The sequence below is a fragment of the Corynebacterium yudongzhengii genome (assembly GCF_003065405.1).
GTDB classification, from domain to species: domain Bacteria; phylum Actinomycetota; class Actinomycetes; order Mycobacteriales; family Mycobacteriaceae; genus Corynebacterium; species Corynebacterium yudongzhengii.
Map to the genome: position 1 here is coordinate 2,084,340 of NZ_CP026947.1, position 26,810 is coordinate 2,111,149.

Sequence of the window (26,810 nt, forward strand, 5' to 3'; positions counted from 1 at the left end):
TACGACGACAATGGTGGCCGTGACTACGACCATGAATCCTTCCGCTCCCCACGCGCGCAAGCAATTGACCATCGGCAACCTCACGGTGGATTCTCCCGTCGTGCTCGCGCCCATGGCGGGAGTGACGAACGTGGCGTTTCGCACCCTGTGCCGGGAGCAGGAGCTGCAGCGCACGGGCACCGTCTCGGGGCTTTATGTCTGCGAGATGATCACGGCGCGCGCACTCGTCGAGCGCAACGAGAAGACGCTGCACATGACCACCTTCGGCCCTGCCGAGGACGTGCGTTCCATGCAGCTGTACACGGTCGATCCGGACTACACCTACCGCGCAGCCCGCATGATCGCCGAGGAGAACATCGCCGATCACATCGACCTCAACTTCGGCTGCGCGGTGCCGAAGATCACCCGCCGAGGCGGCGGCGCGGCCATCCCCTATAAGCGGCGCCTGTTCGGTTCCATCATCAGCGCCGCCGTGCGCGGGGTGGAGGGCACAGACATCCCCGTCACCGCCAAGTTCCGCATTGGTATCGACGACGAGCACCCCACCCACCTCGACGCCGGCCGCATCGCCGCCGAGGAGGGCGCCGCCGCGGTCACGCTGCACGCCCGTACCGCCGCGCAGCGTTATTCCGGGCAGGCGGATTTCGACGCCATCCGCGCGCTCGTCGAGCACCTCGAACCCACCGGCATCCCGGTGCTCGGCAACGGTGACATCTTCGCCGCCTCGGACGCCCGCACGATGATGGATGCCACGGGGTGCCACGGCGTCGTCGTCGGCCGGGGGTGCTTGGGCCGGCCGTGGCTTTTCGCCGCCCTCGGTGCCGAGCTCCGCGGCGAGCCACTTCCCGACGAGCCCACCCTCGGCGAAGTCACCCGCGTCATCCTGCGCCACTGCGAGCTGCTCGCCGAGCACATGGGCGAAGACCACGCCTGCCGGGACATGCGCAAGCACATGGGATGGTACATGCGCGGCTTCCCCGTCGGCGGTGAGGTCCGCGCCGAGCTGACGAAGATCCGCAGCCTCGCCGACCTCCGCGAGCGCCTCGCGCCTTTCGCGGACTCCGATGCGCGTGCCGACGCCGCCGACGCCCCCCGCGGCCGGCAGGGATCGCCGGCCAAGGTCGTACTTCCGGAGGGCTGGCTCGCCGACCCCGAAGACGACGCCACCGTGCTCTCCGGTGGTGACGCTTTGCACAACGGGGGTTAGCAAACTTCGCTGGCGGTGCACCAGAGCACCAAGTGCCATAGGATAGGGCGCATGCGTACCGCCTACCGTTCCGAGCTCGATGACTTCGCTGAAGACCTAATCACCATGTGTGATTCGGTCCGCGGAGCCATGGATATGGCGGCTCGAGCTCTAGTTCGTGGATCTTTGCAACAGGCCGAGGAGGCCCTGTCGCAGATGGACCACCTCGAAGAGATTCGGCAGCGTTGTGAAGAGCGCGCCGTACAGCTTTTAGCCCTCGAGGCGCCAGTCGCCAGCGATCTCCGCCAGGTGATCTCGTCGATCTATATCGTCGAGGACTTCGACCGCATGGCGGCTCTCAGCATGCACATCGCGAAGGCCGCCCGGCGCCAGCACCCGAACCGGGCCATCCCGGAGTTTCTGGTCGACGATTTCTCCGAACTCGCCCGCCTGGTCGATGACATGGCGGATAAGACCCGCCAGCTGCTCGTGGAGCCGGACCAGGAGATCGCGTTCATCCTGGCGCGCGATGACGATGCGGTCGACGAGGTCAACGACCGCCTGCTGACCCGCCTGACGCAGCAGGACTGGGAGGGAACGGTCCAGGAGGCCGTCGATACGGCCCTGCTGCTGCGTTTCTTCGAGCGCTGGGCGGATCACTGCGTGAACGTCGCCTCCCGCATCGTCTTCCTCATCACCGGTTTCATGCCGGACCAGATCGACGAGGATGCCGAGCGGGACCAGGCCGAGGTGGATATCGTACGCCGCTTCGAAGACATCCAGCACCGTTTCGCCCGCGAGTACCGCCCCGGCTCCGGCCGCGACGCTTAAGCCGCGCGGCGGGTGTGCCGCGTCGCCAAGCGGGCATGCGAAAACCCCGGCGCGGTACCTGGTAAATAAGGTCCCCGCACCGGGGTTTTCAGCAACTGATCTGCGCGGAGGCTAAAGCCTAGCCGAAGCGGCCGGCGATGTAGTCCTCGGTTTCCTTCTGGTCCGGGTTCTCGAAGAGCTTCTTGGTGTCGTTGAACTCGACGAGCTTGCCCGGCTTACCGGTGGCCTCGAGGCTGTAGAAGGCGGTCTTGTCGGACACGCGCGCCGCCTGCTGCATGTTGTGGGTCACGATCACGATGGTGAAGTCGTTCTTCAGTTCGTGGATGAGGTCCTCGATGGCGAGCGTAGAGATCGGGTCCAGGGCCGAGCAGGGCTCGTCCATGAGCAGGACCTCAGGCTCGACGGCGATGGCGCGGGCGATGCACAGACGCTGCTGCTGACCACCGGAGAGGCCGCCGCCCGGCTTGTCGAGGCGGTCCTTGACCTCCTCCCAGAGGTTCGCGCCACGCAGGGAGCGCTCGGCGACCTCCTTGAGCTTCTTCTTGTTCTTCACGCCGGAGAGCTTGAGGCCGGCGACGACGTTGTCCTCGATGGACATGGTCGGGAATGGGTTGGCCTTCTGGAAGACCATGCCGATGGTGTTGCGGACGGAGACCGGGTCGACGTTCTTGGCGTAGATGTCCTGGCCGTCGAGCTTGACTTCGCCGGTGACGTAGGCGCCGGGGATGACCTCGTGCATGCGGTTGAGGGTGCGCAGCACGGTGGACTTGCCGCAGCCGGAGGGGCCGATGAACGCGGTCACCGCCTGCGAGGGGATGTCGAGGTTGACGTTCTGCACAGCGTGGAAGTCGCCGTAGTAGATGTCGACATCGTTGAGGATGAGCTTGCTGGTCATGTTTCTCCTACCTGGGAACTAGAGGTGGATGATTACTTCTTGACCGAGAACTTCTCGGCGATGATGCGGGCGATGATGTTGAGGACGGCGATCATCAGAACCAGCGTGAAGGCGGCACCCCACAGCTTGTCGAGGATCGGATCCTGGGTACCGGACTTGTACATGTCCAGCATCATCAGCGGAAGCGAGGACTGCGGGCCGTTGAACATGTCGAAGTTCAACGAGCTGGTCGAGCCGACCAGGATGAGCACCGGCGCGGACTCACCCATGACGCGGGCGATGGCCAACATGATGCCGGTGACGATGCCGGATAGGGCGGTCGGCAGGACGATGCGAGCGATGGTCTTCCACTTCGGCACACCCAGGGCGTAGGAGGCCTCGCGCAGATCCATCGGGACGACGCGGAGCATCTCCTCGGTGTTGCGGACCACCAGCGGGAGCATCAGCAGGATCAGCGACAGAGTCACGGCGAAGCCGGAGCGGTTGAAGCCGAGCGAGGTGATCCAGAAGGCGTAGACGAACAGGGCCGCGACGATGGAGGGGACACCGGAGAGAATGTCCACCATGAAGGTGGTGATGCGGCCGAGGCGGTCACCGCGGGAGTACTCCACAAGGTAAATGGCAGTGAAGATACCGATCGGCACGGAGAACACGGCGGCGACGAAGGTCTGCTGGATGGTGCCGACGATCGCGTGCAGGGCTCCGCCGCCCTCTAGGAAGGTAGGCAGGCCACCCTGGTCCTCGGTCCACCACTCCACGCTGAGCACGTTGGGCAGACCCTGGGCGATCACGGTCCACAGCACCCACACGAGCGGGACCATGGCGATGATCATCGTGAACCAGACCAGCCCGGTGGCGATGTTGTTGGTCAGTTTGCGGCTGCCGGCAATGTCGGTGAAAGTCGCTTGCTTGCCGGAGATCTTCTTGTTGTCAGCGCTAACGGAAGTAGACATTTTCCCGCCCTCCTTTACTTGACCAGCGAGCGGGCGATCGTGTTGACCACGAAGGTCAGCAGGAACAGCACCAGGCCGGCGGCGATGTAGGCACCCGCGGAGATCGGGTTGTTGAACTCAGGGGCGGCGTTAGCGATGGCGGTCGCGAACGTGGTGCCGCCTTCCAGCAGGGACCAGCGGAAGTCGGAGGCTGCGGAGACCACCATGTACAGCGCCATGGTCTCACCGAGAGCGCGGCCCAGACCCAGCATGGAGCCGGCGACGAAGCCGGACCAGCCGAACGGCAGGACGGTCATGCGCACGACTTCCCAGCGTGTGGCGCCGAGGGCGAGTGCGGCCTCGATGTGCCCCGGGGGCGTCTGCACGAAGACCTCGCGGGCGGTGGCGGCGATGACCGGGAGGATCATCACGGCTAGGACCACCCCACCGGTGAAGAGGTTACGGCCGGTCGCGAACGGCGGGGCGCCGTCCCACGCGAACAGGAAGATGTTGGACAGCCAGCTCTCGTTGATCCAGACGTAGAAGTTCGACAGGAACGGGCCGAGGACCTGCCAGCCCCACAGGCCGTAGACGATCGAGGGGACGGCGGCCAGCATGTCGACGATGTAGCCCAGCGGCTTGACCGCCTTCTTCGGGGCGTAGTTCGACAGGAAGATCGCGATGCCGAGTGCCACGGGCATCGCCAAGATCAAGGCGAAGACCGAGATGAGCACGGTGGCGCCGAAGAGGTTCGGAATACCGAACTGCATCGACTCAGGGGTGGCGGTCTGCCAGGTTCCGTCGAAGGTGAAGAACCCGAGCAGCCCGCCCTCGTTGCGCCGCAGAGCCGGCACTGCGTTGAGGAGCAGGTAGATACCGATGGCCGCGATGATGACGGTCATCAGTGCCGCGGAAACAGTGGACAGGAGCTCGAAGACGCGGTCGCCCGGGCGCTTCACGCCGCTGCCGGACTTGCGCTCTTCGATCTTCTGGGTGTTCTCGGGATGATCGGCTTCCTCGGTGGGGCCCAGGGTTTGGGTGCGAGCGGAGAGCTGCTCCTCGCCCCGGTCGTTGGAAGCGGAATCCCTAGGGTCGTTAGCCATGAGAAGATTTCCTTAGGTGCTAAAAAATAATATCCGTATGATCTTTGCGCCACACGTGCAAGCGCCCCCAAACGCTCAGAGTCGTTCGGGGGCAGGACGGATCACCACTTTTAAGGTGATCCGCGGGTCAGGCATTCCTGACGGTGGGAAGACCTAGGCCTCGCCGCCACCGCCGAGGGCGTCGACAGCGGACTGCAGCCGCTCGAGGTGGGTGCCCTCGACCGGGATGAAGCCACGCTCAGCAACGGCCTCCTGGTTATCCAGGGCGACGTTGAAGAAGTCAGAGACCAGGTTCTGGGTCTCCTCGTCGTAGCCAGCGGAGCAGACGATGCTGTAGACGGTCAGGATGAGCGGGTAGGAGCCCTCCTGATCCTGGGAGAACAGGGCGTCGGTGTCGACGACCATGTTGTGGCCCTCTTCCAGGAACTCCAGGCCTTCGAGAGCGGTGTTGACGTTCTCCTCGTTCAGCTCGACCGGGCCGGAACCGAAGTCGATGTTGGCAGCCTCGATGTTGTCATTCTGGTGAACGAAGTCGTACTCCACGTAGGTGATAGCACCCGGGATGTTGTTGGTCTCGGTGCCAACACCAGCGGAGCCCTGAGCGGAGGAGCCGTTAGCCGGAACCGGGAAGTTCTCGCCCTCGGAGTCCCAGTTGTCGGTGGCGTTGCTGAGGAAGCGCTGGAAGTTGCCGGAGGTGCCGGACTCATCAGCGCGGACGATGACGGAGATCTCCTGATCCGGCAGCTCGGCGTCCGGGTTGGCCTCAGCGATGGACTCGTCGTTCCAGTTGGTGACCTCGCCGGAGAAGATGTCGGCCAGGTTGTCGACGGTCAGGTTCAGATCATCAATGCCATCCAGGTTGTAGGCGATAGCGACCGGACCGATGACCATCGGGAGGTGCCATGCCTCGTTGCCCTCGCAACGCTCCTGTGCATCAGCAGCCTCTTCCTCGTCCATAGCGGAGTCGGAGCCAGCGAAATCCACCTGGCCGGCGATGAAGTTGGTGCGGCCGGAGCCGGAGCCGGTGGGGTTGTAGGCCAGGGAAGCACCCTCGACGGTGTCGGAGTAGACAGCGTTGAAAATGGCCATAGCGTTCTGCTGGGAGGAGGCGCCCTCGCCGACGAGCTCGCCTGTCTGTCCGGACAGACCGTCAGCGCTGGCGGCCTCGCCGCCGCCGTTGGCGGCCTCGCCGCCGCCGTTGGCGCCGGTGTCGCCGTCGCCGTTGGAGGAGTCATCGCCACAGGCGACGAGAGCGGCGGAGCCCAAGGCCACGACACCCAAGATGGAAGCGGTGCGCTTGAAGTTGCGGATCACAGAAATTCCCTTTCCGGTGCAGAATCAGTTCGTGACTACACGAGCAACGCCAGAACCCGCATCGGGGAACCGTGACGCGGACGCTGCGGTGAGGGACACCTGAACAGCACGCATAATGTTGCTCACTGGAAATCAAGCTAACGCCCAGACGTTAACCACAAAGGTCACATTGGGTGAACAGCTAGTTAACAAAAGTATGTATACGTCCCGCGCGCACCATCCGCGCTGGTCAGTGACGCTTCAAGCTTTCCCACCTGCTGGGAAAATGTGGGCACCTGCACAATCGGGGTGAGAGATGAGGCCATAATCACGCCCCCACCAGTTACCCCCGCTTCGCGTACACGACGTGCTCTTCGGCGATACGGAAGCCGATCTTTTCGTAACGACGCACCGCCGCCTCGTTATCGTCCTCGACATACAGGATGACCTCGCGCGCTCCCCCGGCACGCAGATGCGCCAGGCCGATCTCCACCACCGGGCCACCGAGCCCCTTGCCGCGGTAGGCATTCGCCAACCCGACGACGTAGACCTCGCCTTGGCGGTGGTCGTCGGCACCATCGTTACCAGACTGCCATTTCGTCCAGTGAAAACCGGCCAGCTGCGGACGCTGGTCGCCGGCAGGGGCCTCCCACAGCAGGAGCACGTCCTCGTCCGAGTACCAATCGACCTCCTGGGAGCGGTGCAGACGCTCCATGTCCCAGCCGCCCTGCTCGGGATGCCAGGAAAACGCGTCATTGTTGACCTCGAGCCAGGCGCGCTCGGCGAAATCTCGACCGTAACGCTCGCTGGCCTCGGCGAGGTTGGTCACCACATAGCCTTCCGGCACCTCACTGCTGGTGTCTTCCAGCTGCACACCATCGACGGACATGACCAGCAGACGGCGCACAGTGGTCATCTCCTCCCCCTGCGTCAGCTCGGCCGCCGCCTCGAGGTTGCCGTGCGCCCAGAAGGCGGCGTCGTCGATACCTGCTTGGACCTCGTGGATAAGCCGGGTGCCGACGCCGCGCCGCCGGTAGCGCGGCGCCACGGCCAGCTCGACGTCGGTGCCGGTCACCGCCGCCACGCCCGCGAGCTCACCGTCGATCTCGGCGACCAGGTGGCGGTGCTCGAGGCGCGCGTCATCGATGCCGAGAACGAACTGCTCGCTGAACGCCTCCACACCGTCCGCCTCGTGGCAGGCCGCGAGAAGGCGGTGCGCCGCAGCGGCGCGTTCGGCGTCGTCGGAAAGTGTCGTCCAGGTTAGTATCGCTTCGCTCATGCCCCCACCCTATCGGGTAAAAATGAGGTGATGAGTTCTCGTGCTGTGACCACCGCAAACCGCCTGCGCCCGTGGCAGCGTCGCCTGCTGGGTGGCGTCGTCGGCGTGGCCGTGGCAGCCGGTGCCGTGTGGGTGGTGGATTCGGCGATCGCGATGCGGGTGGAGGCGAAGCTCTCCGGCGCGGTCGAGGAATCCGCCAACCTGTCCGTCTCGCCGGATACCTATGTCGGCGGCACGCCCTACCTCGGCGCGGCACTGTTCGGGGAGATCCCGATGATGAGCGTACAATCGCTGGACCTGTCGGTCGAAGGACTCGGCATCGTCAACGCACGCACCGAGCTCTCCGGCATCGAAGTCACCCCCGGCCAGGTGCTCAGCGGCAACTTCGAAGGCGCGCCGACCGAACTGCTCAAACGGGAAATCTCGCTCGACGGCGTGGCCTTCGGGCAGCTGCTCGGCATCACGGACCTCGATATCGCCAACCCCTACGACATCTCCCCCGGCGGCGGGGTCGCCTCGGAGGCACAGCTGACCGGCACGCCGCCGGGTTTCGACGACCCCGTCACCGTCCTCGTCGACCTCCGGCTGCGCGGGCCGATGTTCGTCATGACGGTCAAAGACATCCTCGACGCCCCCGAAGGCCGCATCGACGAGGTCACGGAGACCTTCACCTACACGATGGACACCCGCCAACTGCCACTTCAGCGCCCGGCCTCCCAGGTGCAGATGTCCGGCGGGTCCATCATCTTCGAATCCGAGCGCCAAGCCTTCGAACTCGAACTCGGCCTGCTCGCCCCGCTCGATACCGGCGCGGCCGACGACCCCGAAACCGCCGCCTGGAAGAACGCGGATGATATCGCCACCGACGGCGGACGATAAGCTAGTGGCCATGACGAATCACGAGCACGAGGAGAACCCGTCCGTCGACACGCCGGCCGACGCCGCGGCCGCCGGCAACAACCGCCGCCCCGGCGCGCTTGACGGCAACGAAGCCGTGAACCTGGCTGCCGAGCAGTCCAAGTCCACGGCGCACCGCAACATCCCGCCGCTCAACCTGGATGAGCTGCCCGTGCCAGACGACACCGCCAACCTGCGCCACGGCCCGAGCCTCAACGATGCGCTCCTCGCACTGTTGCCGCTCGTCGGCGTGTGGCGCGGGGAAGGCCAGGCCATCGAAAACGGTGAGGAGTTCGCCTTCGGCCAGCAGATCATCTTCGCCCACGACGGCGAGGACTACCTCACCTACGAGTCCCGGCTGTGGCGACTCGATGAAAACGGCCAATCCACCGGCCCCGACCAGCGCGAAACCGGCTTCTGGCGGATCTCCGCAAGGGACGAGATCGAGGTGATCACCTGCCTGTCCACCGGAGCCGTCGAAATCATGTACGGCAAGCCCTACAACGAGCGCGCCTGGGAAATCTCTTCCGCCTCCACCATGGTCACCGAGCAAGGACCGAAAAACCTCGGCCCCGGCAAGCGCCTGTTCGGCCTGATGCCCAACAACAACCTCGGCTGGGTCGACGAACGCGCCGACGACACCGGCGAACTCTCCCCGCACCTCTCCGCGCAGCTCAAGCGGATCGCGGGGTAGCTGTTAGCGGGTCTTTCTGGCGGCGCGGGGGCGCACGAAAGGACTGCTGGTTTCGACTTCGTTTCGACTTCACGAGACTCGTTTAGGGGTACCTCCTTTCGACCAGCGTTAACGCGCTATAGCCGAGAGGGTCTCGCTGGCTGCGGGCGTTTTGCGGGAGAGGCGGATGGGGCCGGTGGGGCGACAGATCCACGGAGTCGCGCGCCTGCCCGGCCGTGCGCTCATGGTGCACTATCGCTGGTCGAATTCACCCTCACTGAAAGGAGTGCTGGTTTCGACCGCGCGGGGCTCGTTTCTATAGGGGTGAATTCGACCAGCGCAAACGCACCATGCGCGCTGTGACGGCGGTGAGCGCGAGGCTAGGGACCGCGGTGTCCCACCAGCCCCTTTCGCCCCAGCGGTCTCATACGAAGGCCCGTGCCCGCTTTTCGGCACAGTTCTGCCCCTACTGTTCCGCAAAAGCCAGGACAGGTAACCACACTCTCCATGCCGCGATAGTGCTGGTCGAAAGGAGGTGCCCCTAAACGAGTCCCACGCGGTCGAAAGGGCGCGCCCTTTCGACCGGCTCCTTTCGACAAGCGTAAACGCAACATGCTCACGCGCCCGAAACGCACACGAAACGCCCCCAAAACACCAGCCCACAGAAACCCCTACCCCGCGGTCAACGCCTCCTCGATGAGCGCGCGGATCTCCGTGTCGTGCTGACCGGCGGGAAGCTCGTGGCCGTCGATCGCGCGGACGCGGGCGCCGCGTCGGGTAGAGCTTAAGAGCCAGACGGAGTCGGCGGAGAGGAGGTCGTCGATAAGCAACTTCTTCTCCTTCACCTTGCGCCCCTGAGCGTGGGCGGCGGCGAAGAGCGCTGCCTGGCTGGTGCTGACCAGCACGCCGCGTCCGGCCGGCGGGGTACGCAACGCACCGGAGCGGCTGACCACGATCACCGTCGAGGTCGCGCCTTCTAAGACGCGGTCGTCCTCGACGAAGATGACGTCGTCGAAGCCGCGCGCCCGGGCGTGTCGCACGGCCGCCATGGTCGTGGCGTAGTTGAGCGACTTCGCCCCTTGCGGCAGCCATTCCGGCACGTGCTCGTCCTCGACAATGCGGTAGCCGCGCCCGGTGGTCATCACGGTGACGCCGTTGTCGCGCTGCCCACGCACCGTCTCACTGATGGGGGTGGCGACCATCCAGGCCGTCGGCACCCCGGCGCTCGCCCGTCCCCGCGAGAGCGTCCACGTGCACCGCGCCTCCACGCCTTCGTGCCGGTCCTCCCATTCCTCGGCGAGCTGGAGGGCCGCCCGCTCCCAGTGCTCAGTGTCGATCGGCCCGAGCCCGAACTGTTCGGCGGAGCGGGCGAAGCGCTGCGCATGCCGCGCGAGGTTCGCCGGGCGACCACCGCTTAGCAGCAGCGTCTCGACGACACCGTCGCCTCGGGTGACGGCGGCGTCGTCAAAGAAGACGTGCGGCAGGTTGGGATTGTGCCAGCGCACCGAACCGCCGAAGGGTTCGATGATGTAAATGAGCGGATCGATTCGGGTCATGAACCTCACCTGGAGTCTGAAACGTCAGTGGATCAGCCGGCACAGCACACCGGCCTACCTTGAATTATGCCCCTTGCTTGCCATTACGATGAACGGTGTGAGCGATCAAGACAACACAGCAGCCCAGTACCGTTCTCCCCTTCTGCCGACGCCGGGGGCGGTGACGTTCCAGGGTGTCGACGACCTGCTCGACACCGAAGGCGTTGCCTGGCACTACGGCGACCCGCTGACGGAGCAGCGGCGGGCGCACCGTGAGCCGGTGGCGATCGATCGCTCGCAGCGCCGCGTCCTCGCGGTCACCGGCGACGACGCACCCGAGTTCCTCAACAACCTGCTGTCGCAGAAGCTCGACGATGTCGCCGACGGATACTCGGCCTCCGCCCTCGATTTGGATATCCAGGGCCATATCCTGCATCACGCGGATATCACCAAGGTGGAGGGCTCCTACTATCTGGACGTCCCATCGCGGCAGACAGAAAGCCTGAAGAAGTTCCTCGAGCAGATGGTCTTCTGGTCGCAGGTGGAGATCACCGAGACGGATCTAGCGATCGTCACAGTGCTCGGTGAGGGAGATATCGACGTCCCCGAGGCCCGCTTTGTCCGCGACGTCGACTGGTCGGCGGTACGCCGTCGCGATCTCGCGTTGCCGCGCACGGCCCTGAAAAGCGCGTTGAACAGCGCTGGGCTGCCACTGTCGGGGCTGATGAGCTTCACCGCCGAGCGCGTGCGCGCGGTCGAGCCGGAGCTCGGCGTTGATCTCGATAACCGCGCCATCCCGCACGAAGTACCGAACTTCATCGCCCGCGGCGGGCGCGCGGCGGCCGTCCACCTCAACAAGGGGTGCTACCGCGGCCAGGAGACCGTCGCCCGGGTGGAGAACTTAGGGCAGTCGCCGCGGCTTTTGGTGACGCTGCAGCTCGACGGCTCGGCGTTCGACGAGCCGCTGCCCGGCGATGCCATCGCCATAAAGTCCGGGGGACGGGCGATCGGGCGCGTCGGCACCGTGGTGCACGACTGCGACTACGGGCCGATCGCTTTGGCGCTCGTGAAGCGCAGCGCGTTGAAGAACCCCCAACTCGTGATCACCCCCGCTGAGGACTCTGGGCGCGGCGAGGTCGCCGCGACCGTCGATCCGGATTCTTTACCCACCGACGAGGGGGTTCGCGCTGGCCGCGCGGCCGTAAACCGGTTGCGCAACCCCGAAAACTGACGCTTATCGACGCCCCGTAGCCACCCGGCTACGCATTCGCGTCCCAAATTAGCTATTGTGTGTGGCAGGATTACGCACAATAAGACAGTCGATGGGCCATCCGAATTCCCTGGATCGGTCCCAAACCTCAAGGGGGTCAGGCCATGGGTCGCGGTCGCGCCAAAGCAAAGCAGACCAAGGTTGCTCGCCAGCTGAAGTACAACTCTCCCGAGATGGATCTGGATTCTCTCCAGCGTGAACTCGCCGGGAAGAAACCGCAGCGGGACGAGGATGATTCCTACGATGATGACTACTCCCAGTACGAAGACTGGGACGAGGACGATCGTCGCTGACTTTCTCGCCTCATATTTCTACTCGGTCGGACGACCTTATCCTGCGTCCTGACCGGTGAAAGCACCTCCGCCCCGTCGCCGCTAGCGCGGTGCACGGGGCAGAGGTGTTTTTCCTGCCGTTTTAGTGTCGGGCGTGGTCGCCGATCAGCTGGGCGCGCGGCTCCTCGCCCTCGGCTTCGCGAACCTCGCCGAGGACCCAGGCATCGACATGCCGGGCGGTGAGCATGGCCAGGGCGCGGTCACGATCCGCCGGGGAGACGACGGCCACCATGCCCACCCCCATGTTGAAGGTCTTTTCCATCTCTTCTCGGCTGACCTTGCCGAGCGCGGAGATCGTCTTGAAGATCTGCTGCGGCTGCCAGGTGTTGCGGTGCATCTCGGCGACAAGCCCTTCGGGGATGACGCGCTCCATGTTGCCGACGAGCCCGCCGCCGGTGACGTGGCAGAACGTGCGCACGGTGCACTCGGAGGCCAACGCCAGGCAATCCTTGGCGTAGATGCGGGTCGGCTCGAGCATCTCCTCACCGAGCGTCCGGCCCAAGTCCTCCATGTGCCCGTCCAAAGAGAGCCCCGCCTGCTCGAGGAGCACGTGGCGGGCCAGCGAGTAACCGTTGGAGTGCAGGCCCGCGGACTTCATGCCGATGATCACATCCCCGTCGCGCACCTTATCTGGGCCGAGCAGCTCATCTTCCTCGACGACGCCGACGGCGGTGGCGGAGACGTCGTAATCATCGGCGCCCATCACCCCGGGGTGCTCGGCGGTCTCGCCGCCGAGCAGCGCACAGCCGGCCTGCACGCAGCCCTCCGCGATACCGGCGACGATGTCGGCGACCTTTTCCGGCACCACCTTGCCGATGGCGATGTAATCCTGCAGAAACAGCGGCTCGGCACCACAGACGACGAGGTCGTCGACACACATGGCCACCAGGTCAATGCCGATGGTGTCATGCTTATCGACGGCCTGCGCCACCACCAACTTCGTGCCCACCCCGTCGGACCCGGCGGCGAGCAGGGGCTTGTCATACTTGCCGAGCGCGAACAGCCCGGCAAAACCGCCGAGCCCGCCGCGCACCTCGGGGCGGGAGGCGCGTTTCGAATGCTTCTTAAACAGCTCGACAGCGCGGTCTCCGGCGGCGATGTCGACGCCGGCAGCGGCGTAGGACGCACCTGCTGGCGAGGTGTTCTCGTCGGTCATGGTTGTGGTTACTCCTTGTCGGCGTTCGCGCGGATGCGGCGGACCGCGTCGGCATTGGGGTTGTCATCGGGAAGGCCCAGCGGATACTCGCCGGTAAAACACGCCGCGCAGAGGTCTGCTGCGGGCTGTTCGGTGGCCTCGATCATCTCCTCGGTGGAGACGAAGCCCAGGCTGTCGGCGCCGATGGTCTGGCCGATGGTCTCGGCGATGGCGCGGTGATCGGTAACTTCGGTGCCGCCGTGGTTGGCGATGAGCTCGCCCGGCGAGGCGAAGTCGATGCCGTAGAAACACGGCCACTTCACCGGCGGCGAGGCGATGCGCACGTGGATCTCGGCGGCGCCGGCCTCGCGCAGCATGCGGATCAACGCCCGCTGGGTGTTGCCGCGGACGATGGAATCGTCGACCACCACCAGCCGCTTGCCTTCGATGACCTCGCGCAGCGGATTGAGCTTGAGCCGGATGCCGAGCTGGCGCAGCATCTGCGTCGGCTGGATGAACGTCCGCCCGACGTAGGCGTTTTTGACCAGCCCTTGGCCGAACGGGATGCCGGACTCCCGGGCGTATCCCACCGCGGCGGGGGTGCCGGAGTCGGGCACGGGGATCACGATGTCGCCGTCCGCCGGGAACTCGCGCGCTAATCGACGGCCGATCTCAATCCGCGTCGCATTCACACTGCGGCCCCTAATCTCCGTATCCGGGCGCGCGAGGTAGACGTATTCAAACACGCACCCCTTAGCTTCCGGCTCGGCGAAGCGCTCGGAGTGCACGCCGGCATCATCGATCGCGACGAGCTCACCCGGCTCGATCTCGCGGACGAAGCTGGCGCCGACGATATCCAGGGCACACGTCTCCGAGGCCACGACCCAACCGTTGTGCAGCCGGCCGAGCGCCAGCGGGCGCACGCCGTGCGGGTCGCGGGCGGCATAGAGCGTGTTGCCGTCCATAAACGTCAGGCAGAACGCGCCGTGCACGCGCGGGAGGAGGGAGCGCGCGGCGTCGAGAACCGTCTTGCCATCCTTGACCTCGGCCGCCAACAACGCCGCCATGACCGCCGTATCCGACGACGATCCCTGCCCCGAAACCTGATCCGTTTCCCGGATGAGTCCGCGGGCGACGGCTTCGTCGAGAAGCTCACGGTAGTTCGTCAGGTTGCCGTTATGCCCGACGGCGACGTCCGTGCCATCCGCTGCCGTGCGAAACATCGGCTGGACGTTCTCCCAGGAGCCGGCGCCGGCGGTGGAGTAACGCGTGTGCCCGATCGCGACGTGGCCCTGCAGGGCGCCGAGGACGGGCTCGTCGAAAACCTGGGAGACCAACCCGGCCTCCTTGAACACGACGATGCGATCCCCGTCGCCCACCGCAATGCCCGCACCCTCCTGGCCGCGGTGCTGGAGGGCGAAGAGGCCGAAGTAGGTCAGCTTGGAGGCGTCCTCGCCGGGCGCCCAGACCCCGAAGACCCCACATTCCTCACGTGGTGAGGTCTCCCCGTGGTCGTCAAGGTCGGCTACTGGCAGATCCTGAATGCTCACGCTACACACCTTAGTCGCTCGTCCATCAGCACTCGATGATCGGCAGCCAGCGCGCAATCTCCGCAGCCCGCGAGCCCGAGACATCCGCCCGACGCGCGTCCAACACCTCTTCCCAACTGAGCCTGCCCGTGGCCAACAACAGCCACGTGCGGGCGTCCGTCTCCACGACATTCGGGGGCGTGCCGCGGGTGTGCACCGGCCCCTCGATACACTGCACTGCCACGAACGGGGGTATGCGCACCTCGACGCTGTGGCCCGGCGCATCCTGGGCGAGGGTGCGGGCGGTGGCGCGGACGGCGGCGGCAAGCGGCTGCCGAGCTGGCCTATCAGCATCCGGGGCGCCTCGATCCAGCCAGTCGCTGATCTTGGCGACGCTCGCGCGCAGGGTCTCCGGGTCAATCTTTTTCGCCATGCATCTAGTGTAGTGAGATAGGATTTTACGCTAGTTCACCTGCTATAAGCATGCTATAAGCACCGGAAAGGCTACGAGACCAAGCACATGACCGAGACAACCAAGTCCCCGAGTATCACCCTGCGCTTCCTCGCGGCGCCGACCGATGTCATCCACACCGGAACCGGCGGAGTATCCGGTGGACGCGTACTCGAGTGGATCGATAAATCCGCCTACGCGTGCGCGGTGCAATGGTCGGGAACCTACTGCGTGACCGCCTACGTCGGCCACATCCACTTCACCCGCCCCATCCCCTCCGGCCACCTGGTGGAAGTACGCTCCCGCCTCGCGATGACCGGGCGCTCCTCCATGCACATCGTCAACGAGGTCTACTCCGCCGACCCCGCCGAAGGCATCTTCACACGCGCCTGCGACTGCCTCGTCATCTTCGTGGCCAAAGACGCCGAAACCGGCAAAGCCACCCCCGTGGACACGTTCGTGCCGGAGACCGACGAAGAAAAACGCGTCGAAGACGCCGCCCGCTCCCGCATCGACCTCCGCCACGCCATCCAAGACGAGATGGAAAAACAAACCTACGACGGCCCCTCCCACGCACCCCGGCTCATCACCCGATTCCTGGCCAAACCCACCGACATCAACTGGGGCGGCAACGTGCACGGCGGCACCGCCATGGAATGGATCGACGAAGCCGGCGGCGCCTGCTCCATGGAATGGGCCGGCGAACGCACCGTCGCCGTCTACGCCGGCGGCATCCGCTTCTACCGACCGATCCACATCGGTGACCTCGTCGAAGTCGACGCCCGCATGATGCGCACCGACCGCCGCAGCATGCAGATGTCCGTCCACGTCCGCTCCGGCAACCCCCGCGGCGGACGCGAACACCTCAAAGAAGCCATCCACGCCACCGTCAGCTACATGGGCATGGACAGCGACGGCAATCCCCTGCCCGCCCGCCAATTCATCCCCCTCACCGAAGAAGACAAACGGCTCTCCGAGCACGCCCAGATCCTGCGCGAACTGCGCGCCGAATTCACCCCACATCCGCTCATCACCCCCTCCGCGGCGCAGCACACGGATTAGGGTTTCCGAGTCTGCTTAGCTGGCTTTATGCGGTTGCTTGTGCGGCTGGCGAGGTAGCTGATCCGGGGGTTTGGGCGTTCTGTGGGATTGCTGCTCGTGGTGCGCTAGCGCTGGTCGAAATCACCCCTATAGAAAGGAGTCCCACGCGGTCGAAACCAGGACTCCTTTAGGGGCAACTTCTTTCGACCGCGGCGAAAACGCCAACCCGCGGCGAAAACGCCAACCCGCAGAGCGGCGTTCCCGCAGTTCAGGGAACCGCACCCACGCGAACGCCCTACTCCACCACCGAGTTCGCGCCGAGAGCGCGGTTAAACAGATCCGGCAGCGTCGCGGACCAGGCCTCTTCCAGCTCCGCCAGCGGCAGGGTGACGCCAGGCAGGCGGATCTCGCCGGTGTCGTCGGTGGTGCCGATGACGGCGGCGGGGATGCCGTGGTCGTCGGCACGCTTGAGTACCAGGTCGAAGTGGTCGGCGGTGGTGGCGATCACGGCGCGGGACGCGGACTCGCTGAGTAGGGCGACGAAGTCATCCTCGTGGACCTTGGAGAGATCCAGCTCGACGCCGGCGCCGGAGCTGCGCAGCATCTCGAAGACGGCCTGGAACAGTCCGCCCTCGGAGAGGTCGTGCGCAGCGGTGATGGCGGAGTTGCCGGCGAAGAACTCGACGAGCTTCTTTTCGTTGGCGAGGTCGACCTGCGGCGGCAGGCCGGAGAGCTCGGCACCCGCGAGTTCCTGGTAGACGGAGCCGCCGAACTCCTTTTTGGTCTCGCCGAGCAGGATGAGCACCTCGGGCTCGCCGCAGGCGCCGGCGGCGTTGGCGATGCTGTCGCGCACATCGTCGATGACGCCGAGCACGCCGATGACAGGGGTCGGCAGGATCGCTTCCTCGCCGGTCTGGTTGTAGAAGGAGACGTTCCCGCCGGAGACGGGGATGCCGAGTTCCACGGCGCCGTCGGCAATGCCGTGCACCGCCTCGCGGAACTGCCACATGATCGCCGGCTCCTCGGGCGAGCCGAAGTTGAGGCAGTTCGTGATCGCGACCGGGCGTGCGCCGGTGACGGCCACGTTGCGGTAGGCCTCCGCCAGCGCCAGGCGCGCGCCCATGTTCGGGTCGAGCTTGGTGTAGCGGCCGGAAGCATCCGTGGAGACGGCGACGCCGCGGTGCGTGTGCTCGTCGATACGCAACACGCCGGCATTCGCGTGGCGGGCCTGGACGGTGTTGCCGCGGACGTAGCGGTCGTACTGCTCGGTGATGTAGTCGCGGGAGCAGAGAGCGGGGGAGGCGACGAGGTCGAGAAGCGTTTGACGCAGGTCGGTCGGCCGGGGCAGCTCGGCCATCTCCTGCAGCTCGTCCTGCCAGTCGGGGCGGGCGTAAGGGCGCTCGTAGACGGGGCCTTCGTCGATGGTGGAGGCCAGCGCGTCGATGACCAGCTCGCCGTTGTGGTAGACGACGTAGCGATCTTTCTCATCGGTGACCTCACCGATCTCGGCGGCGGTGACGTCCCACTTGGCGCAGATCTCACGGAACTTCTCGACGTTCTCCGGCGTCACCACCGCGCACATGCGCTCCTGCGACTCGGAGGCGAGGATCTCGGCGGCCGTCATGTCTGTGGCGCGCAGGGGTACGTTGTCGAGGTTGACGCGCATGCCGCCGTCGCCAGCTGCCGCCAGCTCGCTGGTGGCACACGCCAGCCCGCCGCCACCCAAGTCCTGGATGCCGACGACCACGCCGGCCGCATACAGCTCGAGGCAGCACTCGATGAGCACCTTCTCGGCAAAAGGGTCGCCGACCTGGACGGCGGGCAGCTTGCGCTCGGCGCCTTCCTCAAAGGATTCGGAGCCGAGGACGGAGACGCCGCCGATGCCGTCGAGACCCGTGTGCGAGCCGAAGAGCATGACCTTGTTGCCGGTGCCCGAGGCGAACGCGAGCTTGAGGTCTTCGACCTTGAGGGTGCCCACGCACAGCGCATTGACCAGCGGGTTACCCGCGTAGGCGGGGTCAAAGACGGTCTCGCCACCAATGTTGGGAAGGCCCAGGGAGTTGCCATAGCCGCCGATGCCGTGCACCACGCCGGGAAGCACGCGGGCGGTATCGGGGGCATCGGCGGGCCCGAAGCGCAGCTGATCCATGACGGCGATGGGGCGTGCGCCCATGGCCATGATGTCGCGGACGATGCCGCCGACGCCGGTGGCCGCACCCTGGTAGGGCTCGACGAACGACGGGTGGTTGTGACTTTCAACGCGGAAGGTCACGGCGTTGCCGTCGCCGATGTCGACGACTCCGGCGTTTTCCCCGATGCCGGCGAGGATCTTGGAGTTCATCTCCTCGGTGGCGGTCTCGCCGAAGTAGCGCAGGTGGGTCTTGGAGGACTTGTACGAGCAGTGCTCCGACCACATGACGGAGTAGACGGTCAGCTCCGCGTCGGTGGGGCGGCGCCCGAGGACTTCCTTGATGCGCTCGTACTCGTCCTTCTTTAAGCTGAGCTCCTCGTAGGGCTGCTCGAGCTCGGGGGTCTCGAGGGCGTGCGCGACGGTGTCGTTGGTGACAGTCATGGTCTTCGGATACTCCTTACGCGGCGATCGTCGAGATGGCGGAGAGGAACAGACCCAGGCCGTCCGTCGACGGGCCGGTGAGCGCCTCGACGGCGTGCTCCGGGTGCGGCATCAGGCCCACGACGCGGCCGTTGTCGCTGGTGATGCCGGCGATGCTGTTGACGGAGCCGTTGAAGTTGTCGGTGTAGCGGAACACGACCCGGCCTTCCTTCTCCAGCTTCTCGACGGTCTCCGCCGACGCCTGGAACCGGCCTTCGCCATGCTTGGCGGGAATGTAGATACGCGCGCCGTCGTCGAAGTGGTTGGTCCAGGCGGTGTCGGTGTTTTCGACGGTGAGGTAGGTGTCGGTGCAGTGGAAGTTGAGGTTCTCGTTGCGCGTGAGCGCGCCCTCGAGCAGGCCGGTTTCGGTCAGGATCTGGAAACCGTTGCAGATGCCGAGCACAGGCATGCCCTTGCCGGCGGCGTCTTTCACGGCCCGCATCATGGGGCTGAGCGAGGCGATCGCACCGGAGCGCAGGTAGTCGCCGTACGAGAAACCGCCCGGGACGATGACGGCGTCGATGCCGGCTAAGTCCTCGTCGTCATGCCACAGACTGACCGGCTCCGCGTCGGCGAGGCGTACGGCGCGGAGTGCGTCGACGTCGTCAAGCGTGCCGGGGAAGGTGATGACACCGATTTTGGCGCTCACGGGCGCACCACCTCGTAGTCCTCGATCACGGTGTTGGCGAGCAGGGTCGAGGCGACCTCGTCCAGCTGCTCGTCTGTGACCGAATCATCGACCTCGAGCTCGAAACGCTTGCCCTGGCGGACCTCGCTGACTCCGGAGATCTCGAGCCTCTCGAGGGCGTGGAGCACGGCCTTACCCTGCGGGTCCAAGATCTCGGCCTTCGGCATGACATTGACTACTACGCGGGCCATATCTGTATCCCTTACTTCGCTGCAGTATGGACATCGCCAGTCTAGCCGGGCCGCACTCGCGAGACCTACTTCACCCGCCACCCCCGCAAACGCCGCAGCCACCACGAACTCTGGATGAAAACTGTGTGAACGCATATAAAACCCGCAGGAGCCGCTGAATACTCGCCGGGCGGGCCCGCGACGGGTGACCTATATCTAATTGTGACTTTTCAAGTCGTCGTCTTTCATTGGACTTTCTGAAGGGAAATTTTCGTGTCTACTCCAGTGCAGTCTCGGGTGCGCGTCGGCGCGATCGCGACCGCCGTGGCCACCGCCACCGCGCTCGTCGCCACCCCGGTCGCCATCGGCCAGGACGCCGAAGGCAACATCGTCATCTCCGAGGTCTACGGCGGAGGCGGCAACAACGGCTCCGTCTTTACCCACGACTTCGTCGAGCTGTACAACCCGACCGACGCCCCGGTCGACGTCTCCGGCTGGGTCATCGACCAGCAGTCCGTCGCCGGCAACACCGGCAACACCTACACCCTGACCGGCACCATCCCGGCCAACAGCTACTACCTCGTCCAGGGCAGTGCCGGCAACAACACCACCGGTGAGCTGCCCACCGCCGACGAGACCGGCGACTTCAACTTCTCCGGCACCCAGGCGATCGCCGAGCTGCGCGACGCCGCCGGCGAGGTGGCCGACCTCGTCGGCTGGGGCGATGCGACCAAGTATGAGACCGCTCCGGCCCCGCGCGCCTCGAACTCCACGTCGGTGCAGCGCACCGACCCGGCCGTCGATACCGACAACAACGCCGAGGACTTCGAGGTCGCCGCCCCCACCCCGCAGAACTCCAGCGACACCGGCGAGGCCCCGGCACAGCCGGGCGAGCCGGGTGACGACGACACCGAGGCCCCGACTCCCGGCGCGGAGGTAACCATCGCCGAGATCCAGGGCACCGGCGAGACCACCCCGTTAGACGGCCAGGAGGTGACCACCCGCGGCGTGGTTACCGCGGTCTATGACGAAGGCGGCAAGAACGGCTTCATCATCCAGACCCCGGGCACCGGCGAGAGCCCGCAGGCGGAAGGCGACGCCTCCCAGGCGCTGTTCGTCTACGTCGGCGCGGATGGCAACTACCCGGCGATCGGCGATTCCGTGATCGTCACCGGCACCGCCGGCGAGCACTTCGGCACCACCCAGCTGTCGGGTGGGGTCACCGTCGAGCAGGCCGAGGAGGATTTCGACGAGGTCACCCCCATCGAGATCGACTACCTGCCCGAGGGCGACGCCGCCCGCGAGGCCTACGAGCACATGCTCGTGCTGCCCACCGGCACCCACACGGTGACCAACAACTACCAGCTCAACGCCTACGGCGAGATCGGCCTGTCACCGGATCCTGAGGATCCGCTCTACCAGCCGACCGACGTGGTCATGCCGGGCCAGGAAGCCAACGAGCTGCAGGAGCTCAACGACCTGCGCCTGATCACCCTCGACGACGGCCGCACCGGCAACTACGGCCGCGGCGATGCTTCTGTTCCGCTGCCGTACATCTCCGCCGACGGTGGCACCGACATCCAGACCATCCGCACCGATGAGCCGGTCGACTTCCAGCACCCGGTCATCGTCGACTACGACCACGACCTGTGGCGTCTGCAGCCGACCAGCCCGGTCACCGGCGAGACCGCCCGCGCTGACCTGCCGATCGCCTGGGAAGACGGCCGCGACCAGGCGCTCACGGAGATCTCCCAGGTCGAGGGCGATATCTCCATCGGCACCTTCAACGTGCTCAACTACTTCACCTCGCTGGGTGAGGACGAGCCGGGCTGCGAGGCCTACACCGACATCAACGGCAACCCGGTCGCCGCGAACTACTGCGACGTGCGCGGCGCCTTCAGCGAGTCGGCCTTCCAGGACCAGCAGTCCAAGATCGTCAACGCGATCAACACGATGGATGCCGACGTCGTCGGCCTGCAGGAGATCGAGAACACCTTCACCGTCACCGGGGATGCGGCGCGTCGCGACGAGGCGCTCGCCGGACTCGTCGACGCCCTCAACGCCGCCGGCGACAACCGCTGGGACTACGTCGCTTCCCCGGAGAACCCGGACGACTTCGGCACCGACGAGGACTACATCCGCCTTGCCTACATCTACCAGCCGGATGCCGTCACCCCGGTCGGCGAGTCCCGCATCTTCGATGACCCGGCGTACACCGGCACCGCCCGCCAGCCGCTGGCCCAGGAGTTCGAGACCGTCGCCGGCGACGAGAACTTCGTGCTGGTGAACAACCACTTCAAGTCCAAGGGCTCGGTGGCCGCCGGCGACGCCGACCGCGGCGATGGCCAGGGCAACAACCCCACCGTGCGCAACAACCAGGCGCGCGCTCTGCTGGATAACCTCGCCGAGCAGGAGGACTGGGCGGACGAGCCCGTCTTCATCCTTGGTGATCTGAACTCCTACTCCCAGGAGGATGCGGTGCGCACCCTCCGGGTGGACGGTTTCACCAACCTCAACACCGAGTTCGCCGGCCACACCCCGACCTACCAGTTCCAGGGCCAGCTCGGCTCCCTGGATCACGTGCTGGCTAACGACGCGGCCGTCGACATGGTCGCCGACGCCTTGGTGTGGGAGATCAACGGCGACGAGCCGATCGCCTTCGAGTACTCCCGCCGTAACTACAACGCCGTCGACTTCCACGACGACTCGCCGTTCCGCTCCTCCGACCACGACCCGATCAAGGTCGGCCTGAACATCGCCGGCGGGGGTGACGACGACGGCCAGGGCGACGGTGACGGCCAGGGCGACGGTGGCGACACCGGCCAGGGCCAGGACGACGGTGGCGACGGCACCACCGCCGGTTCGAGCAACAGCTCGCAGAGCTCGCTCGGCAGCTCCGTCCTGCAGTCTTCCGGCGCGAACGTGCTGCTTACCCTCGGCGCCTTCGGCGTCGTGGCCGCGGTGATCGCCGGGATCGTCTACTGGTTCCAGCAGGACCAGGACGACCGAAACGGCAACGGCTTCCAGCAGCTCTTCGAGGACCTGCGCGGCCTGCTGCCCTGGTAGGTCAGCGGAAGTCGCGATAGTCGCCGGGGATGGCCCCGGCGGCGCGGGCGGCCTTCGCGGCGGTGACGAAGTCTCGCATCGTCTTCTTCTGCTCTAGGTTTCGGCCGGAGACGGACAGGCGAATCGAGTTCCCCTTCGCAGCGCCGCGTTCGGCCGCTCTTATGATGTTGCGGCGCCACCACTTCGCGGCGCCGAAGCCCTCGCCGTAGGAGAGGTTGCGGGCGCTGTAGAAGGAGCCGTCGCTCAGGTTGTGCAGGCCCTTCGACGAGGCGGCGAGCCGGAAGTCGAACTCCGGGAGCACCTCGAGGGTGCCGGCCGACATCCGCCAGCGCGGGGGGGCGAAGATATCCGTCTCGAAGCCGAGGGAGGCCATCTGCCGCGTCGCGCCTTTCAGCCGCAGGCGGGCCTCGTGGGCATCCAGCGTCGAGAACTCGGCGCGGCGCCCCTGGACCGCCTTGTCGAAGCCGTTGAGTATGAGCAGGCGACCGCCGTCGCGCTCGTGTTCGAGCCATTTACGCATGGTGCGGTCTTTGGCGAGGTGCCAGTTGCCGTCGATATGCGGCGCGACCAGCAATGAGACCGGGATGTCCTCGCTGTCCAGGGTGTCGAGCAGCTTCCGGACATCACGCAGGGTCTCGGAGAAGATCGACGAGACGGAGACGAGAAGGCGGCCGGACATGGTCGCGATTATCTCACGAACACCGCCTTCTGTCGCGTCGTGTTAAGAGCTCAGGCCCGTGGCCTTGTGCACCAGCCAGGCGTATTCGAAGGCGGTTTGGCGCCACTTGTCATAACGCCCGGAGACTCCCCCGTGGCCGGCGGACATCTCCGTCTGCAGCAGGATCTCCCCGCCGGTGGCGAACTCGCGGAGCTTGGCCAGCCACTTCGCCGGCTCGACGTAGAGCACGCGGGTATCGTTAAGGCTGGTCACGGCCAGAATGTCCGGGTAGTCCTGCGCGACGACGTTGTCGTACGCCGCGTAGGAGGCCATGTAGTCATAGACTTCCGGGTCGTGGTAGGGGTCTCCCCACTCGTCCCACTCGGGCACAGTCAGCGGCAGCTCGGGCATGAGCATGGAGGTCAACGCGTCGACGAAGGGCACGACCGCCAGCAGGCCGGCGAACTTCTCCGGGGCCATGTTCGCCACCGCGCCGATGAGCATGCCGCCCGCGGAACCACCTTCGGCGACGAGCTGGTCCGGGGTGGTCAGGCCGCGGGCGACGAGGTCGTCGGCAACCGCGATGAAGTCGGTGAAGGTGTTCTTCTTGCGCAGCATCTTGCCGTCGTCGTACCAGTTGCGGCCCATCTCGCCGCCGCCGCGCACGTGCGCGATGACGAAGACCATGCCGCGATCGAGCAGCGAGAGCCTGGAGACGGAAAAGCCCGGGTCCATGGAGGCCTCATAGGAGCCGTAGCCGTAGAGCAGGGTCGGGTTCGGCGTCGTGGTGTCGAGGTCCGCACGGTGCACGACGGAGACAGGGATCTCGGTGCCGTCGCTCGCCGTGGTCCAGATCCGGTAGGAGGTGTAGTCCTCGCGGCGGTAGCCGTTCGGGATCTCCTGCTGCTTGAGGATGGTTTTCTCGCCGGTGGCGAGGTCGTAGTCGAGCACCGTCGCCGGGGTGGTAAACGAGGTGTAGCCCATGCGCAGCACCGGCGCTTCCCACTCGGCGTTAGCGCCGGCGCCGGCGGTGAAGAGTTCCTCGTCGAACTCGATCTCCTCGAAGGTGCCGTAGCCGTGCTCGGGCAGGCGCATCAGGGCCACGCGCCCGATTCCGCCGCGGCGGTAGGACAGCACGATATGCGAGGAGAAGGTGTCGACGCCCTCAATGCGCACCTCATCGTCGTGGGCCACAAGGTCGGTGAGCTCGCGCAGCGGCGGGCGGTTATCGATGGCGCACTCGCTGATCGCGAAGTTCGGGCCCGTGGCGTTGTGGGTGACGATGAGGCGCCACTCGCCGTCGATAAGCACCTCGTCGACGGTGTATTCCACCCCCGACTCGCGCTCCCACAGCAGCTCGTAGTCTCCGGTGGGATCATCGGTTTTCAGCATGCGCACCTCGGTGGTGATCTTCGAGCCGGACTCGATGAACAGGTAGCGCTCGCTGCGGGTGCCGCCGATGCCGACGTTGAAGCGCTCGTCCTCCTCGCGGTAGACGAGCACGTCCTCGCTCTCAGGCGTGCCGATCTTATGCCGCCACACGCTGTCCGGGCGCCAGGCGTCGTCCACGCGGCTGTAGAACAGGTAGTCCTCCCCTGCCCACGTGGCGCCGTAGAAGATGCCGGTGAGCCGGTCGTCGAGAAGCTTACCGGTCTCCAAATCCTTGACGAACAAATCGAAGCGCTCATCGCCGGTGGTATCGACGGAGTAGGCGAGGTAGCACCCCGAGGTGGTCACCGAGGACGCGCCGAGGGTGAAGAAGTCGTGGCCCTCGGCGAGCGTGTCGAGGTCCAGCAGCACCTGCTCGCCGTCGGCGGGGCCGTCGTCGGGAATCGTCGGCGGTACCCAGGAATCATCCTGCTTATCGACGGGCACCCGGCACGAATACCCATAGCTCTTGCCTTCGGAGATCCGCGCGTAGTACCACCAGTCGCCGGCGCGGGTGGGCACGGACATGTCCGTCTCCTTCACCCGCGAACGGATCTCTTCGAAGATGTTCTCGCGCAAGGTATCCAGGTGCGCGGTCTTCTGCTTCGTGTAGGCGTTTTCCGCCTCGAGGTAGGCGAGGGTGTCGGGGGATTCTTTGTCGCGCAGCCACTCGTAGTTATCGACGATCTCCCGGCCGTGACGCACCCTGAACTGCGGCTTCTTCGCTGCTCGGGGTGCCTGAGGGGCGTTGGTAGAGCCGTTATCGCTCTGAGCAGAAAATTGCATGCCCGCCACCCTACCTTTTGCGGGCGTATTGGCTAGGCGTTTTTAGGCGTTTTTAGGCGTTTTTAGGCGTTGCGACCCGGCCAGCGCGAAAACTTCTCGCCGCTCAGGCGCTCGTAGGCCTCGATGTAGCGCTCGCGGGTGGCCTCGACGACCGAGCCGGGCAGCTCCGGCGGCGCGACATCGGAGGACGTATCCCATCCGGACTTGTCGCTGCTGAGCCAGTTACGCACGTACTGCTTATCGAAACTCGGCTGCACCTTGCCTTCCTCCCAGCCCTCCGCCGGCCAGTAGCGCGAGGAATCGGGGGTGAGGACTTCATCGGCCAGCACCAGCTTCCCATCGCCGTCGAGGCCGAACTCGAACTTGGTGTCGGCGAGCAGGATGCCGCGCTCGCGCGCGATGTCGGCGGCCTCGGAGTAAATCCGCAGGGTAGCCTCGCGCAGCTCGGTGGCACGCTCGGTGCCCAGCCGCTTCTCGACGACCCCAAAGCTCACATTCTCATCATGGTCACCCTGCTCCGCCTTCGTGGCCGGGGTGAAGATCGGCTCGGGCAGACGCGAAGCCTCGGTCAGCCCTTCCGGCAGGCGGATGCCGCACACGGTGCCATCCGCGCGGTACTCCTTGAGCCCGGAGCCGGTGAGGTAACCGCGGGCGACGCACTCGAACGGGATCATCTCAAGCCGCTTCACGACGAGCGCCCGCCCCAGCACCTCCTCCGGAATGCGTTCGTCGTCGGCAGGGCCGGCGAGGTGATTCGGCATGCCGATCTTGTCGAAGAAGAACATGCTCATCGCGGTGAGCACGCGCCCCTTATCGGGGATCTCCGGGCTCAAGACGTGATCGAAGGCGGAGATGCGGTCGGTGGCGACCATCAACAGGTGATCGTCATCGACTTCGTAGAGCTCACGGACCTTACCGGCGGACAGATGCGGGTATTCGGACAACTCGGGTCGCATGTCACGACAGTCTAGACCTATGACGCTTGCGCGGCTGCGCAGCGGGTGTGGGGTGCGTGTTTGGG

At 65.8% G+C, this 26,810-nt stretch carries 23 protein-coding genes; 8 read left to right on the forward strand and 15 right to left on the reverse strand.

All coding sequences use genetic code 11. The features are described from left to right. Positions 1-31 precede the first annotated feature (31 nt). Both dusB and phoU read left to right on the forward strand, forming a co-directional pair. Positions 32-1,207 carry a tRNA dihydrouridine synthase DusB gene (gene dusB / locus C3B44_RS09720; RefSeq protein WP_108432643.1) on the forward strand — a complete coding sequence of 392 codons (1,176 nt, stop codon included), beginning with the start codon at positions 32-34 and terminating at the stop codon, positions 1,205-1,207. 51 nt (positions 1,208-1,258) lie between these two features. Continuing rightward, positions 1,259-2,017 (forward strand): phosphate signaling complex protein PhoU, encoded by a 759-nt coding sequence (gene phoU / locus C3B44_RS09725; RefSeq protein WP_108432188.1) that lies wholly within the window; start codon positions 1,259-1,261, stop codon positions 2,015-2,017. Positions 2,018-2,135: 118 nt separating this feature from the next. On the opposite strand, the gene pstB is transcribed toward phoU, so the two are convergent. From pstB to mshD, 5 genes are all read right to left on the reverse strand, one after another. After that, positions 2,136-2,912, reverse strand: a complete 777-nt coding sequence (pstB, locus tag C3B44_RS09730) for a phosphate ABC transporter ATP-binding protein PstB (RefSeq protein ID WP_108432189.1) — start codon at positions 2,910-2,912, stop codon at positions 2,136-2,138. A 32-nt stretch (positions 2,913-2,944) separates the two neighbouring features. Next, entirely contained in the window at positions 2,945-3,865 is a 921-nt protein-coding gene (pstA, locus tag C3B44_RS09735) for a phosphate ABC transporter permease PstA (protein WP_108432190.1), read from the reverse strand. A 14-nt stretch (positions 3,866-3,879) separates the two neighbouring features. Then, a complete protein-coding gene (pstC, locus tag C3B44_RS09740) occupies positions 3,880-4,947 on the reverse strand; it encodes a phosphate ABC transporter permease subunit PstC (RefSeq protein WP_108432191.1) in 1,068 nt (355 codons plus the stop codon). 153 nt (positions 4,948-5,100) lie between these two features. Beyond that, positions 5,101-6,261: a phosphate ABC transporter substrate-binding protein PstS gene (gene pstS, locus C3B44_RS09745; RefSeq protein WP_108432192.1), complete on the reverse strand. Its 1,161-nt coding sequence runs from the start codon at positions 6,259-6,261 to the stop codon at positions 5,101-5,103. Between the two features lie 322 nt (positions 6,262-6,583). After that, positions 6,584-7,519, reverse strand: a complete 936-nt coding sequence (gene mshD, locus C3B44_RS09750; RefSeq protein ID WP_108432193.1) for a mycothiol synthase — start codon at positions 7,517-7,519, stop codon at positions 6,584-6,586. Positions 7,520-7,549: 30 nt separating this feature from the next. Here mshD and C3B44_RS09755 point away from each other — a divergent pair, with 30 nt between their 5' ends. Both C3B44_RS09755 and C3B44_RS09760 read left to right on the forward strand, forming a co-directional pair. After that, on the forward strand, positions 7,550-8,398 hold the full coding sequence (locus C3B44_RS09755; protein ID WP_108432194.1) for an LmeA family phospholipid-binding protein: 849 nt from the start codon (positions 7,550-7,552) through the stop codon (positions 8,396-8,398). A 10-nt stretch (positions 8,399-8,408) separates the two neighbouring features. Then, positions 8,409-9,110, forward strand: coding sequence for a heme-binding beta-barrel domain-containing protein (locus C3B44_RS09760; protein ID WP_108432195.1), 702 nt, complete (start codon positions 8,409-8,411; stop codon positions 9,108-9,110). 650 nt (positions 9,111-9,760) lie between these two features. Here C3B44_RS09760 and C3B44_RS09765 read toward each other — a convergent pair. Then, complete coding sequence (locus tag C3B44_RS09765; RefSeq protein ID WP_108432196.1) at positions 9,761-10,645, reverse strand: aminodeoxychorismate lyase; 885 nt, start codon at positions 10,643-10,645, stop codon at positions 9,761-9,763. 97 nt (positions 10,646-10,742) lie between these two features. Between C3B44_RS09765 and ygfZ the strand changes: the two genes are divergently transcribed. Together ygfZ and C3B44_RS09775 are read left to right on the forward strand one after the other, a co-directional pair. Next, positions 10,743-11,855 (forward strand): CAF17-like 4Fe-4S cluster assembly/insertion protein YgfZ, encoded by a 1,113-nt coding sequence (gene ygfZ / locus C3B44_RS09770; RefSeq protein WP_235840467.1) that lies wholly within the window; start codon positions 10,743-10,745, stop codon positions 11,853-11,855. Between the two features lie 143 nt (positions 11,856-11,998). Next, positions 11,999-12,187, forward strand: coding sequence for a DUF3073 domain-containing protein (locus C3B44_RS09775; RefSeq protein ID WP_108432198.1), 189 nt, complete (start codon positions 11,999-12,001; stop codon positions 12,185-12,187). Positions 12,188-12,308: 121 nt separating this feature from the next. On the opposite strand, the gene purM is transcribed toward C3B44_RS09775, so the two are convergent. Genes purM through C3B44_RS09790 form a run of 3 tightly spaced genes read right to left on the reverse strand, consistent with a single transcriptional unit; the run spans position 12,309 to position 15,323 of the window. Then, on the reverse strand, positions 12,309-13,382 hold the full coding sequence (gene purM, locus C3B44_RS09780; RefSeq protein WP_108432199.1) for a phosphoribosylformylglycinamidine cyclo-ligase: 1,074 nt from the start codon (positions 13,380-13,382) through the stop codon (positions 12,309-12,311). An 8-nt stretch (positions 13,383-13,390) separates the two neighbouring features. Then, the gene (gene purF, locus C3B44_RS09785) at positions 13,391-14,911 is read right to left on the reverse strand and encodes an amidophosphoribosyltransferase (protein ID WP_235840468.1); all 1,521 of its coding nucleotides are present in this window, start codon (positions 14,909-14,911) and stop codon (positions 13,391-13,393) included. A 25-nt stretch (positions 14,912-14,936) separates the two neighbouring features. Further along, a complete protein-coding gene (locus tag C3B44_RS09790) occupies positions 14,937-15,323 on the reverse strand; it encodes a sterol carrier family protein (protein ID WP_108432201.1) in 387 nt (128 codons plus the stop codon). 87 nt (positions 15,324-15,410) lie between these two features. Here C3B44_RS09790 and C3B44_RS09795 point away from each other — a divergent pair, with 87 nt between their 5' ends. Then, positions 15,411-16,403, forward strand: a complete 993-nt coding sequence (locus tag C3B44_RS09795) for an acyl-CoA thioesterase (protein ID WP_108432202.1) — start codon at positions 15,411-15,413, stop codon at positions 16,401-16,403. Between the two features lie 274 nt (positions 16,404-16,677). Here C3B44_RS09795 and purL read toward each other — a convergent pair whose 3' ends face one another. From purL to purS, 3 genes are read right to left on the reverse strand one after another with little or no spacing between them, the layout of a single operon-like run. Next, positions 16,678-18,954, reverse strand: coding sequence for a phosphoribosylformylglycinamidine synthase subunit PurL (gene purL, locus C3B44_RS09800; RefSeq protein ID WP_108432203.1), 2,277 nt, complete (start codon positions 18,952-18,954; stop codon positions 16,678-16,680). Positions 18,955-18,970: 16 nt separating this feature from the next. After that, positions 18,971-19,642 carry a phosphoribosylformylglycinamidine synthase subunit PurQ gene (purQ, locus tag C3B44_RS09805; protein WP_108432204.1) on the reverse strand — a complete coding sequence of 224 codons (672 nt, stop codon included), beginning with the start codon at positions 19,640-19,642 and terminating at the stop codon, positions 18,971-18,973. Next, positions 19,639-19,872 carry a phosphoribosylformylglycinamidine synthase subunit PurS gene (purS, locus tag C3B44_RS09810; protein WP_108432205.1) on the reverse strand — a complete coding sequence of 78 codons (234 nt, stop codon included), beginning with the start codon at positions 19,870-19,872 and terminating at the stop codon, positions 19,639-19,641. The genes purQ and purS overlap by 4 nt, the downstream gene beginning before the upstream one ends. 252 nt (positions 19,873-20,124) lie before the next feature. Between purS and C3B44_RS09815 the strand changes: the two genes are divergently transcribed. Then, positions 20,125-22,917, forward strand: coding sequence for an ExeM/NucH family extracellular endonuclease (locus C3B44_RS09815; RefSeq protein WP_235840469.1), 2,793 nt, complete (start codon positions 20,125-20,127; stop codon positions 22,915-22,917). Between the two features lies 1 nt (position 22,918). Here the strand turns inward: C3B44_RS09815 and C3B44_RS09820 are convergent, their stop codons facing one another. The 3 genes from C3B44_RS09820 to C3B44_RS09830 all read right to left on the reverse strand — a co-directional run bounded on the left by C3B44_RS09820 (position 22,919) and on the right by C3B44_RS09830 (position 26,745). After that, on the reverse strand, positions 22,919-23,596 hold the full coding sequence (locus C3B44_RS09820; protein ID WP_108432206.1) for a DUF2334 domain-containing protein: 678 nt from the start codon (positions 23,594-23,596) through the stop codon (positions 22,919-22,921). Between the two features lie 42 nt (positions 23,597-23,638). Continuing rightward, a complete protein-coding gene (locus C3B44_RS09825) occupies positions 23,639-25,789 on the reverse strand; it encodes a S9 family peptidase (protein WP_108432207.1) in 2,151 nt (716 codons plus the stop codon). A gap of 62 nt (positions 25,790-25,851) precedes the next feature. Next, positions 25,852-26,745, reverse strand: coding sequence for a phosphoribosylaminoimidazolesuccinocarboxamide synthase (locus C3B44_RS09830; RefSeq protein WP_108432208.1), 894 nt, complete (start codon positions 26,743-26,745; stop codon positions 25,852-25,854). Positions 26,746-26,810: the final 65 nt, after the last annotated feature.

Bases quoted from the DNA above. Each gene is read 5' to 3' on its own strand.
- dusB (WP_108432643.1), top strand. From the start codon at position 32: ATGAATCCTTCCGCTCCCCACGCGCGCAAGCAATTGACCATCGGCAAC.
- phoU (WP_108432188.1), top strand. From the start codon at position 1,259: ATGCGTACCGCCTACCGTTCCGAGCTCGATGACTTCGCTGAAGACCTA.
- pstB (WP_108432189.1), bottom strand. From the start codon at position 2,912: ATGACCAGCAAGCTCATCCTCAACGATGTCGACATCTACTACGGCGAC.
- pstA (WP_108432190.1), bottom strand. From the start codon at position 3,865: ATGTCTACTTCCGTTAGCGCTGACAACAAGAAGATCTCCGGCAAGCAA.
- pstC (WP_108432191.1), bottom strand. From the start codon at position 4,947: ATGGCTAACGACCCTAGGGATTCCGCTTCCAACGACCGGGGCGAGGAG.
- mshD (WP_108432193.1), bottom strand. From the start codon at position 7,519: ATGAGCGAAGCGATACTAACCTGGACGACACTTTCCGACGACGCCGAA.
- C3B44_RS09755 (WP_108432194.1), top strand. From the start codon at position 7,550: ATGAGTTCTCGTGCTGTGACCACCGCAAACCGCCTGCGCCCGTGGCAG.
- C3B44_RS09760 (WP_108432195.1), top strand. From the start codon at position 8,409: ATGACGAATCACGAGCACGAGGAGAACCCGTCCGTCGACACGCCGGCC.
- C3B44_RS09765 (WP_108432196.1), bottom strand. From the start codon at position 10,645: ATGACCCGAATCGATCCGCTCATTTACATCATCGAACCCTTCGGCGGT.
- C3B44_RS09775 (WP_108432198.1), top strand. From the start codon at position 11,999: ATGGGTCGCGGTCGCGCCAAAGCAAAGCAGACCAAGGTTGCTCGCCAG.
- purM (WP_108432199.1), bottom strand. From the start codon at position 13,382: ATGACCGACGAGAACACCTCGCCAGCAGGTGCGTCCTACGCCGCTGCC.
- C3B44_RS09790 (WP_108432201.1), bottom strand. From the start codon at position 15,323: ATGGCGAAAAAGATTGACCCGGAGACCCTGCGCGCGAGCGTCGCCAAG.
- C3B44_RS09795 (WP_108432202.1), top strand. From the start codon at position 15,411: ATGACCGAGACAACCAAGTCCCCGAGTATCACCCTGCGCTTCCTCGCG.
- purL (WP_108432203.1), bottom strand. From the start codon at position 18,954: ATGACTGTCACCAACGACACCGTCGCGCACGCCCTCGAGACCCCCGAG.
- purS (WP_108432205.1), bottom strand. From the start codon at position 19,872: ATGGCCCGCGTAGTAGTCAATGTCATGCCGAAGGCCGAGATCTTGGAC.
- C3B44_RS09820 (WP_108432206.1), bottom strand. From the start codon at position 23,596: ATGTCCGGCCGCCTTCTCGTCTCCGTCTCGTCGATCTTCTCCGAGACC.
- C3B44_RS09825 (WP_108432207.1), bottom strand. From the start codon at position 25,789: ATGCAATTTTCTGCTCAGAGCGATAACGGCTCTACCAACGCCCCTCAG.
- C3B44_RS09830 (WP_108432208.1), bottom strand. From the start codon at position 26,745: ATGCGACCCGAGTTGTCCGAATACCCGCATCTGTCCGCCGGTAAGGTC.